Raw genomic sequence first — 10,757 nt, 5'->3', positions numbered from 1 at the left:
CATTGCTTCTGCCAACAGAATCGCCAGAGAATAGACCTCTTCACCTGTCGAGCAGGCGGTAACCCAAATGTGCAAAGGAGACTGTGAGTTTTGCTTTTGGGCTGACAACAACTCTGGCAAGACTTTTTCACGAAGTTTATCAAAGGGCCTCTGTATCCCTGAAAAACCGGGTAACTCCTATCAATAATTCGCTGTGAAGGAGATGTGCTTCTGCCTTGTTTGTAGAGAGATACTCAAGGTACTCATCCAGGGTACTGATTTGAATCACTCCCATTCTTCGTTGAATTCTCCGAAGCAGAGAGCCGTACTTATATTCAGTAAAATCTACCCCAGTTTCTTGACGCAGGACAGCAAGGAGTCTATGCAGTACATCCTCTTCATCCGATGATGGGGGCTCATTACGTACCCTGGAAGCGAATGGATGTTCGACATACCTAAGTATTTCCTGGGGCATGTTCTCAGGTGGTAAAATACTGTCTGCAATGCCTGTCTGAATCGCAGATTTCGGCATCCCATCAAATTGAGCTGATTCTGGGGTTTGAACCAACACATATCCTCCCACGTCTTTAACTACTTGCCCACCCAAAGTTCCATCTGTGCCAGTACCTGAAAAAATAACGGCAATTGCCTGACTTTCCTGGTCACGTGCCAGCGAACGGAAGAAAATATCAATTGGCAGATTAATCCCAGAAACTGTCGCCTGCTCTACTAAATAGAGCTTTCCCTCCTGAATCGTGAGTTGTCTTTTAGGTGGAATCAAATAGACGGTATCCGGCTTAATCAACGATCCATCGACAGCGTGCTGTACTTTCATTCGAGTGTGCTTTGAAAGCAGTTCAACCATCATGGATTTGTAGTCTGGGGAAAGGTTCTGCACCACCACAAGAGTGAGGCCATTGTCAGGTGGCATTTTTTGAAGAATTTTTCCGGTGAATCCAACCCTCCTGCTGAAGTTCCAAGTCCAACAACAAAACGTTGTGCCTGAATAGGTACCTCCTCAGTACTTTTGGCATCAGTAGAATCAGGATTCATAGGGAATTTTCTTTCAGTGATGATGATTCAAAGACTAAAAGGACCAAATCATATTTCTTAGAATCGAAATAACAACCAATACCAGAACAACTGAAAGATCCATCCCAGCAACAGGTGGGACGTTTTTTCTGACTGGGGTTAGTACAGGCTCTGTCAGGCGATCAAGGAAGCGAACAATCAGGTTGTATGGATTTACAGGAAACCAAGAGACAATGGCCTTCCCAAGAAGAACCAGGCTGTACGCACCAAGGAGAGAATCGAGCAGTTGAATCAGTGTTGAGGGCATTTTCTTGTGAACCAACTTATTAAATGTAGTAAAATCATTAAGCTATGAAGAATAGATATTGCTACACAGATCAATTCGAAAAGGCAACCGTAGCCTGAAAATATGTACTAATTTTTCAATTGATAATTCTGGGGTTTACCAAGATTTAAGCTGGTGCAGAACTTGCGAAATGTTTGATCAAGGAGTAATTTATTTAATTCAATTAAATGTACCATCACTAACAGCATCGCGACTTCGAGTATGTGTAGTGTAGTAAGCAAAAAGTTCCTAACAAACATACTCTAACTTTCTTTCTTTTTCCGGCTGTTTAGCCTTCTCCACAGGAATCTGCATGTCAAATTCTTCCCGTGCTTCTTCCTCACAAAATACTTTAGAAATGCCGATGTTGCCAATGCGCGACATCGTTGTATTTCCGCATATGACCGCTCCTTTCTTCATTGGCCGAGCTCTATCGATAGCAGCCCTGGAAAAAGCGTTAGCTTCTGATCGCAAGATTTTTGTGATTGCTCAAGAAGATCCCCTTGTTGAAATTCCGGGGGATAAAGATTTGTTTGAAATGGGAACTATTGGTCAAGTATTGCAGATCATGAGACTGCACAATGGGACGATCAAAGCACTCTTTGAGGCTCACCAACGTGGACGACTCGTTGAAGCTCGAATGGGAGAACCCTTCTACACTGGAGTAGTCGAACCTGTTGAAGAAATTGAAGAAGAAACTCCTGAAATGGTGGCTCTTTCCAAAAATGTTCGCAGTGAGCTCAAGCGCTATCTCAAAGACGTCAAGAAACACACCGAAGGAATTGAGAAATTATCAATTGAAAGTGACCCCACTCATCGACTGGCAGATCGTATCGCACCACTACTGAATATGGATCTACAGCGGAAGCAAAAGTTACTGGAAACCATCTCTCCTCAGCAGCGTCTGGAAATGGTCTACGAGCGGATGATCGAGGAAGCTGAATTCAAAAAAGTAGAGAAAAAACTAAAAGAACGAGTTCAAGGACAAATTGGACGAACCCAAAAAGAGTATTATCTGAATGAACAGGTTAAGGCTATTCAGCGAGAGCTAGGGCAAGAGGACGGCAAGGCTGAGATTGAAGAATACCAGAAAAAAATCAATGAACTTCCTCTGACACAAGAAGCTAAAGAGATTGGCAATCGTGAATTGAAAAAGCTGAAAATGATGCCGCCAATGTCAGCAGAAGCGAATGTAGTGAGGAACTACATTGATTGGCTGCTTTCCATGCCCTGGGAGCAAAAGACCGAAGATCACTTTGATCTGGGCGCATCTGAAAAAATTCTCGACCAACACCACTACGGTTTAGAAAAGGTTAAAGAGAGAATCATTGAATATTTGGCCGTAGCCAAGCAAGTCGGAGAGATCCGCGGACCAATCATCTGTCTAGTAGGACCCCCTGGCGTCGGCAAGACTTCCCTCGCAAAATCAGTTGCTGAGGCGCTTGGAAGAAAATTTATTCGCTTGAGTCTAGGTGGTGTCAGAGATGAAGCTGAGATACGTGGCCATCGTCGAACCTACATAGGAGCAATGCCCGGAAAGATTATTCAATCACTCAGGAAATCAAAGAGTACTAACCCTCTGATGCTGCTTGATGAAATTGACAAGATGAACAGAGGGGTCATGGGTGATCCCGCAGCCGCCCTGCTTGAAGTCTTAGATCCAGAACAAAATCAAAGCTTTATGGATCACTATCTTGAGATAGAATATGACCTTTCAAATGTTCTTTTCTTCTGCACGGCAAATGTAGCTCAGAACATCCCTGCAGCATTGAAAGATCGAATGGAGACAATCACATTATCTGGCTACACTGAGTTAGAAAAAGAACACATTGCCATTCAACATCTTATTCCCAAACAGACTGCAGAAAACGGGCTCAAAAATGAGCAAATCAACCTACGCCAACAAGCTGTTTCAGAAATTATACAGCGATACACGAGGGAAGCAGGGGTTCGGAATCTTGAGAGAGAGATTTCCAAAATTTGCAGAAAAGTGGCTACTCAAATAGTAACCAAGCAAACCAAACAGAAGGTGATCGTGAACCAAAAAAAAGTTCACGAATTACTTGGAGCGCCTAAGTACAAGCATGCTAAAGGCGAAGACAAAAATGAAGTAGGGGTCACTTGTGGTCTTGCTTGGACTCAAGTTGGTGGCGAGTTGTTGATGACTGAAGTGAGCGTTATGAAGGGTTCAGGTCAACTACAACTTACTGGAAAACTTGGTGAAGTAATGAAGGAATCGGCTCAAGCAGCTCAAAGTTTTGTTCGAACCAGAGCCAACTCACTTGGAATATTCTCCCAAGTATTTAAAGACATGGATACACATATTCATGTTCCTGAGGGAGCTGTCCCAAAAGATGGACCATCTGCAGGGGTAACCATCACCACTTCTCTGGTTAGTGCTTTGACTGGTATTCCTGTTCGCAAAGACGTCGCCATGACAGGTGAAATTAGTTTGCGAGGAAAAGTCTTACCCATTGGAGGTTTGAAGGAAAAACTACTGGCTGCAAAACGAGCTGAAATGAAAACCGTTCTGATCCCTCACGAAAATTTGAAGGATCTGGAGGAGGTCCCCGATGAGATAACAAATGGATTAGAAATCCTCCCAATGAAACATGTAGAGGAAGTTTTGAAAAATGCTTTGTGCCACTTTCCTGATTCAGTTCAAGATCCTCTAGAAGAGGAGAAGGCTGAATCTGAGAACAATGAAGTCATCAATCAAGAGAATCTTTCCACAGCTAATCCAAGTCTCCCCTCCTGAACCATTTTTGAGAGATATTGATTTGACAAATATCTCTCAATTTTCATCTAACTTCAATGCCCTTAATTCCATTTGAGGTTGATTCGATTAGTGATTTCGTTGCGAAACCACACTCGAAAAATTTAGCACCTCTAGATCAAAACAAACTACAAAAAGAACCAGATCAACTCACACTTGAGGAACCCAACCCAGTCTGGACCGTATCGGAATTAACAAGAAGTGTACGGCTGCTCCTGGAAGGAAGTTTTCGCACGTTGGTAGTAGAGGGTGAACTATCAAATGTGCATCAAGCTGGTTCAGGGCACTGGTATTTCGTCATTAAAGATGAACAATCTCAGCTACGGGGGATTTTGTTCAAACAAGCAGCAATGCGACTGAGCTTTGTCCCCGAAGAAGGAATGGCTGTTTGGGCACGAGGCTCTTTACAAGTTTATGAGCAACGTGGTGAGTACCAAATAAATGTGACTGGTTTGGAGCCAAAAGGAGCAGGTGCGCTCCAAATGGCTTATGAACAACTTCGAAAAAAACTTTTGGCTGAAGGTCTCTTTGAAGCAAATCGGAAGAGAAAATTACCCTTCTTACCCAAAGCAATTGGTGTTGTGACCTCTCCGACCGGAGCAATTATCCAAGACATGCTGAAGGTTCTCAAGAGGCGATTTCCTGACATGAGATTGATATTGTTTCCATCTATCGTACAAGGCCCCAATGCTCCATCATCGCTTGTAAAAGGGATTGAATGGCTCAATGAACAGGCTAATGAAATGTGCTTGGAAGTACTTCTTATAGGCAGGGGAGGAGGATCCTTGGAAGATCTTTGGGCTTTCAACGATGAAAATTTAGCTCGAGCCGTAGCTAAATCAAAACTTCCTGTCATCTCAGCGGTTGGGCACGAAACTGACTTTACAATCACAGACTTCGTTGCGGATGTTCGAGCTGCGACTCCTTCTGTTGCTATGGAATTAGCAGTACCCTCCAAAGAGGATCTTGTCTACACAACAAGAAATTTGTTTGAGAGGCTATGTCAACAAATAACCCATAGACTAAGTCAGTCAAAAAAAGATTTCTCGGACAAAACTCAAAGGCTCAACTCACCTGAGCGAGCGCTTAAAATCCAACGAGAAAGAATTGAAGATCTTGCGTTTCGTCTAAAGAGATCGTGGAACTTGAGTCAAAGACAAATTCATGAAAATCTTACTTCACTTACACGGAGGTTGTTGAATAAGAATCCAAAGTATGAAGTGATGAAGTCTCAAAATCTTCTCACTGAAAAACATCATAGAATTTCTAGAGCGATCTCAGTATTTCAAAATACTAAACAACAGAAATTGCATGAACTGATAAGCGAGTTAGATGCGTTGAGTCCACTTTCAGTGTTGAATCGAGGATTTAGTGTTATCTTTGATCAGCAACAAAAAATTATCAAAAGCGTACAACAAGTTTATGTTGGACAAACACTGCAACTCAAACTACATGACGGCAAGGTTTTGTCGAGAGTAGATAAAATATTTACTGAAACCCCATTCAATAAGTCGAAATGACCATTGTTGTTCCTGATAACTACCATGGCCGAAGGACTTTAGAGGAAAACCACATAACCTGTATAAAGCAGGAACAAGCGTTACGTCAGGATATTCGACCTCTTCGAATTGGTTTTCTGCCTACTGAAGAACAGTCTATGGTGGAGCAGATCAACCTTTACCGCCCTATGGGTATGTCCATCATCCAATCTTTGCCGGTGATGATTGATGGTATTTATTCAATGGATGAGGAAATTTATGATCTACTGAGAGCAAACAATTTAGATGGACTTGTGATTGTTGGTTCTGGACTGTTGGAACCAAGTAAAGACTTTCGTCAAAGGTTAGATCGAAAGCTCATTGAACTGCGTGGAACATTGCCCATCATGGGCTTGGGCTACGGAGCACTATGGATGACCGAACTTTGTGGAGTTGGCTATCAAGCTTTGGAAGTTCCCAGAATTGGCGTCTGGGAGGTAACAAACCAAGCGAGTGATCATCCTGTTACTGGAGAATCAGATGATCTATTCTATTGTCCCCAAGTCAGGAAATTAGCACCTCTGAATGACTTACTTGAAGCAAACGCTGCGGATGGGAAATTTAGGATACTTTGTAGAAGTCAAGGAGAGCCTCTGATCTGGGATACTGACAACGGGCAATGGCTCATGCATCTTGGAAATCCAGAGTGCACTTCTTCACAGATGCTCCGATTCATTAGTCAGCAAGATCACTTTGTTGGTCCTGAAAAGTTTGACCCCGACCGACCCTTGAATAACTGGAAGACTCATCGTAATGACTTTTTCACGCACTGGCTAAAGCACTGCTACAACTATATGAACTCAACAAGTCAAACAGAGTGAGTTCTATGATGGCAACAGAGACACTCAATAGATTAGTTCGACAATTCTTAGTTCATTCTTTTCTATACTATCGTCTAGATGAATCTTTAATTTCTGATCAACAGTATGATGAAGTTGCACGAAGTTTAAGAGAAAGCTTTGCTTCAAATGATGCTGATGCCAACTTAATTTTTAAAGAACACCTTGGATCTATTACCGATTCTGAAGCCTCGGGTTACTCTATTCGCCATTATCCAATAGAAATTATCAACTCAGCTCTACACCTGCTTTATCAAAACCGATTCAAGAATCTAATGTTGTTCTCAACTTTTCTTGCTCGCTACGGGTATAGAACTAAAACAGAAACTCCTTCCATACAATGAATCGTCCAGATTGCTGGGAAATTCTGGGAATCAATCCAACTCGCAATTTTGATCAGATCCGTGACGCTTTCAGAAAAAAAGCTAAGCTTTATCACCCTGATTCCTATGCTCAATATACTTTTTTAAAAGATAAATATAATTTTATTGACATTAAAGCTGCGGAGGATGAAGCAATACAGAGAGCTCAATCTGATAGTTTATCAATTACCTGTGAAGAGCTTTCTGAAAATTCTGTTAAGCAAACTTTCTCAACAACTAAATTCAACTTTCTGTTCAAGAGTTTTTCTAATCTCTCATTAGGAAGACTTTTTCAGATCCTAAGCATATTTCCTGCGATGCTTGTTTGCTCACTCATACTTGAAAAAATTCAAAATTCTTTGGAATTAGTTAGAGCACTTGAACTGATTATATCAATAATACTTGGGCTGATTGATGGAATATTTTTTGGAATTTTTGGAGGCTTACTTTTCTTCTGGTTACCAGGACTAACTTTCATTTTACTACTATGGGCAGGTATTCGCCAAAAAACGGGTTATATAACTTTTATTTTTTGTTGGCTTGCCTGCTTAGCTGCTTACTTTATTGGTTTTTATCAACCTTTGAGCAGCCTTGAAACGAGTGAAGAAATCCGGCACAACATTGGCAATTTCTTTGCGCTTGTTATTTTACCGTCTTTCTTGTTTGGGGGATGGTTTTTTCTCCCTCAGAAACCGGGGCGATTTGAGAAATCTCAGGCTTCAACACCTTGATTTTTCAACTGCTCTATCTGGTTTTGTTGTCTAAGGGGTTGAATCAAAAATTCTAGTCTCCCCAGCATTACCTCTTCTAATTTATAAAGAGTAAAATTGATTCGGTGGTCGGTGATGCGATTCTGGGGAAAATTATAAGTTCGTATTCTTTCACTGCGATCTCCTGAACCAACCATACCTTTTCGTTGGGCAGAACTTTCTTGTTGCCGAGCCTCTTGTTCAGCCTCAAACAGCCTAGCTCTTAATACTTTTAAAGCTTGGTTTTTGTTTTTAAGCTGAGACTTTTCATTTTGGCAAATGACAACCATTCCACTTGGTAAGTGGGTGATTCTGACAGCTGAATCAGTGGTATTTACACTTTGCCCACCCGGTCCTGACGAACGAAAAACATCGATTCTCAAATCACTTGGATTTATTTCTACTTCTAGTTCTTCCACATCAGGCATGATTGCTACAGTAGCTGCAGAAGTATGAATACGTCCCTGAGTTTCTGTTCTCGGAACTCTTTGTACACGATGAACACCTGCCTCAAATTTCAAATTCGCGAAAACTTCAGATCCCTCAACTGAAGCAGTGATTTCCTTGAAGCCGCCAAGATCATTTTCATGTTCGCTCAGCACCTGAATCCGCCAGCCGAGGCTTTCTGCATATTTTCCATACATGCGAAACAAATCACGTGCGAACAAAGCAGCTTCATTTCCTCCAGTCCCAGCCCGAATTTCAAGAATCACATTTCTTTGATCATTCGGATCTTTTGGTAGGAGAAGTCTTTGTAAACTTCCTTCAAGAAATTTTTGTTCTTCTTGTTGTTGGGATAACTCCTCAAGCGCCAGTTCCTGTAGCTCCTTCTCTTCACTTGGATCAGAAACGAGTGTCTCGTTATCTCTAATTTGTAGCCGCAGGTTGGTTAGTTGGGAGTAGGTAGCAACAATTTCTTCTAGATCGGAGTGCTCACGCGTAAATTTGCGATATCTGGAGGAGTCTTGGAGGATTTCAGGCTGACTCAGCAGGTGAGTCAGCTCTTCATGCCGTTGCTTCAGTGAGGACAGCTTCTCATCGAGCATATTTGCTCAGGAGCGTTGATAACGTCTTCGGAATTTCTCCACACGGCCTGTGGTATCAATCATCCTTTGCTCCTTACCACTGAAGAAAGGATGGCAACTTGAACATATGTCGACGTTTTTCTCACCACCAAGGTTAGAAAAAGTCTCGAGAATATTACCACAGGTGCAGATAAACTTGGTTGGTTCGAAGCTAGGGTGTATTTCAGCTTTCATGACAGACCATTCTTTTATAAGTTGAACAAAACATTCTAACTTAATTTATTTGTCCATCATATTCAAGAATTCTTTATTACTTTTGAACTTCGATAGTTTTTCTACCATGAACTCCATAGATTCAATTGAACTAAGTTGAGCAAGTACTTTCCTTAGTACCCAGATTCGGTCTAAATCATTCTTTTCCATCAACAACTCTTCTTTGCGAGTGCCAGATTTATTGATGTCAATGGCAGGGAAAATTCTCTTCTCAACCAATTTGCGGTCAAGCATTAATTCCATGTTTCCTGTTCCCTTGAACTCTTCAAAAATCACCTCATCCATTCTTGAGCCTGTCTCAATCAGAGCCGTCGCAATGATCGTCAGTGATCCTCCCTCCTCAACATTACGAGCCGCGCCAAAAAAGCGCTTTGGTTTGTGCAAAGCGTTTGAGTCAACACCACCTGAGAGTATTTTTCCACTAGGTGGAACCACTGAGTTGTAGGCTCTTGCGAGTCTAGTGATTGAATCTAAGAGAATCACAACATCACGTTGATGCTCAACCAATCTTTTGGCTTTTTCCAAAACCATTTCTGAAACTTGAACGTGTCTGGTGGCAGGCTCATCAAAGGTCGAACTAATTACTTCTCCTCGAACACTGCGTTGCATATCTGTGACTTCTTCAGGACGTTCATCTATAAGCAATACAATCAAATCAACTTCTGGATGATTCGTAGTAATGCTGTTCGCAATTGACTGGAGGATCATTGTTTTTCCAGTCCTTGGTGGAGCCACAATCAGCCCACGTTGACCCTTACCAATCGGTGCAGCCAAATCAATCACACGAGTTGTGAGATCTTTATCTCCTCTTTCTAACGAGAGCGGTTCCTCGGGATAAAGCGGCGTTAAGTTGTCGAAAAGGATTTTTTCAAAGGCTTGATCTGGTGGACGGAAATTAACTTCTTCAACCTTAAGCAAGGCGTAATAGCGTTCGCTTTCTTTTGGCGGTCTAATGTGCCCTGAGATAGTATCACCTGTTCGCATGTTGAATCTTCGGATTTGCGAAGGCGAAACATAAATATCATCAGGACCGGGTAAGTAATTATAATCTGGGGCCCTAAGGAAACCAAATCCGTCGGGTAGTGTTTCTAGCACACCCGAACCATAAATCACTCCATTCTGCTTTGTTTGAGCTTGCAAAAGGGCAAATATCAAATCCTGAACACGCATACTGTTTGCGTTTTCAATATTGTATTCCCTAGCAATTTTGATCAAGGAATTGATGTCCTTCTTTTTGAGTTCAATCAAATTCAAAGTTTCTGGAGCGTCGTGGCGGGATCTGTTTTCATGTTCACGCATAGTTTTCCTGGAGGGGAAGACAAGGGTTGGTTGATTCAGGTTAATTGGACAACTCGGGATTTATACGGACCAATTCCGTAATTTTAACGAGGAGTTTTGGCGAATTATCAAAAAGAAGTTAAAAGGGTATGTATACGAGGATAGTATTTTGGAAGAAACTTTAGAGATTATCTTATTGAAAGCAAAGGAAGTTTGAGCTCAGAATGAGAATAAAATCGGCAGGTAAAATTTTATTTAAAGCTACCTGCCAAAAAAACTATGTCAAGGATTTTTTAAGATCATCAGGAAATCTGCGAATTTGAAAAAATTCTTAAAAGAATATTTTCTTAAAATCTTTATTCAATTGTTTGAGGGCAGTTTTGCAATCTAGCAGCCAATACTGTATTTCTCATCAACATCGCAATCGTCATAGGCCCTACTCCACCTGGAACAGGGGTTATTAATCTAGCTTTGTCGAAAGCGGCTTCAAAATCAACATCTCCACATAGCTTACCTTTTTTGTTGGGATCAAATGATGGGAGTCGGTTGATTCCGACGTCAATCACTACAGCATTCTCCTT

11 protein-coding genes are annotated in these 10,757 nt (G+C 41.6%); 5 read left to right on the top strand and 6 right to left on the bottom strand.

Annotated elements, in window-relative coordinates; all coding sequences use genetic code 11:
• Positions 1-139 precede the first annotated feature (139 nt).
• Together P8O70_14720 and P8O70_14715 are read right to left on the bottom strand one after the other, a co-directional pair.
• Positions 140-922, bottom strand: coding sequence for a chemotaxis protein CheB (locus P8O70_14720; protein MDG2198103.1), 783 nt, complete (start codon positions 920-922; stop codon positions 140-142).
• A gap of 144 nt (positions 923-1,066) precedes the next feature.
• Complete coding sequence (locus tag P8O70_14715; protein ID MDG2198102.1) at positions 1,067-1,318, bottom strand: YggT family protein; 252 nt, start codon at positions 1,316-1,318, stop codon at positions 1,067-1,069.
• 331 nt (positions 1,319-1,649) lie between these two features.
• On the opposite strand from P8O70_14715, the gene lon reads away from it, so the two are divergent.
• From lon to P8O70_14690, 5 genes are read left to right on the top strand one after another with little or no spacing between them, the layout of a single operon-like run.
• Positions 1,650-4,094 carry an endopeptidase La gene (gene lon / locus P8O70_14710; protein MDG2198101.1) on the top strand — a complete coding sequence of 815 codons (2,445 nt, stop codon included), beginning with the start codon at positions 1,650-1,652 and terminating at the stop codon, positions 4,092-4,094.
• A gap of 56 nt (positions 4,095-4,150) precedes the next feature.
• Entirely contained in the window at positions 4,151-5,632 is a 1,482-nt protein-coding gene (xseA, locus tag P8O70_14705) for an exodeoxyribonuclease VII large subunit (protein ID MDG2198100.1), read from the top strand.
• Complete coding sequence (locus P8O70_14700; GenBank protein ID MDG2198099.1) at positions 5,629-6,471, top strand: homoserine O-succinyltransferase; 843 nt, start codon at positions 5,629-5,631, stop codon at positions 6,469-6,471. Before xseA ends, P8O70_14700 begins: the two co-directional genes overlap by 4 nt.
• A 5-nt stretch (positions 6,472-6,476) precedes the next feature.
• Entirely contained in the window at positions 6,477-6,833 is a 357-nt protein-coding gene (locus P8O70_14695; protein MDG2198098.1) for a hypothetical protein, read from the top strand.
• Complete coding sequence (locus P8O70_14690) at positions 6,830-7,582, top strand: J domain-containing protein (GenBank protein ID MDG2198097.1); 753 nt, start codon at positions 6,830-6,832, stop codon at positions 7,580-7,582. The genes P8O70_14695 and P8O70_14690 overlap by 4 nt, the downstream gene beginning before the upstream one ends.
• On the opposite strand, the gene prfA is transcribed toward P8O70_14690, so the two are convergent.
• The 4 genes from prfA to P8O70_14670 all read right to left on the bottom strand — a co-directional run.
• On the bottom strand, positions 7,564-8,646 hold the full coding sequence (gene prfA / locus P8O70_14685; GenBank protein MDG2198096.1) for a peptide chain release factor 1: 1,083 nt from the start codon (positions 8,644-8,646) through the stop codon (positions 7,564-7,566). The two genes, P8O70_14690 and prfA, sit on opposite strands and share 19 nt — an antisense overlap.
• Positions 8,647-8,652: 6 nt before the next feature.
• Positions 8,653-8,859 carry a 50S ribosomal protein L31 gene (rpmE, locus tag P8O70_14680; GenBank protein MDG2198095.1) on the bottom strand — a complete coding sequence of 69 codons (207 nt, stop codon included), beginning with the start codon at positions 8,857-8,859 and terminating at the stop codon, positions 8,653-8,655.
• 45 nt (positions 8,860-8,904) lie between these two features.
• The gene (rho, locus tag P8O70_14675; GenBank protein MDG2198094.1) at positions 8,905-10,197 is read right to left on the bottom strand and encodes a transcription termination factor Rho; all 1,293 of its coding nucleotides are present in this window, start codon (positions 10,195-10,197) and stop codon (positions 8,905-8,907) included.
• Between the two features lie 335 nt (positions 10,198-10,532).
• A partial coding sequence (locus tag P8O70_14670) for a bifunctional 5,10-methylene-tetrahydrofolate dehydrogenase/5,10-methylene-tetrahydrofolate cyclohydrolase (protein MDG2198093.1) occupies positions 10,533-10,757 on the bottom strand: 225 nt, incomplete at its 5' end.

It is taken from the genome of SAR324 cluster bacterium (genome assembly GCA_029245725.1).
In the GTDB taxonomy this organism is placed as follows: Bacteria; SAR324; SAR324; order SAR324; family NAC60-12; genus JCVI-SCAAA005.
The sequence above is the reverse complement of the archived record's forward strand: the minus strand, read 5'-3'. Positions and strand labels throughout refer to the sequence as shown.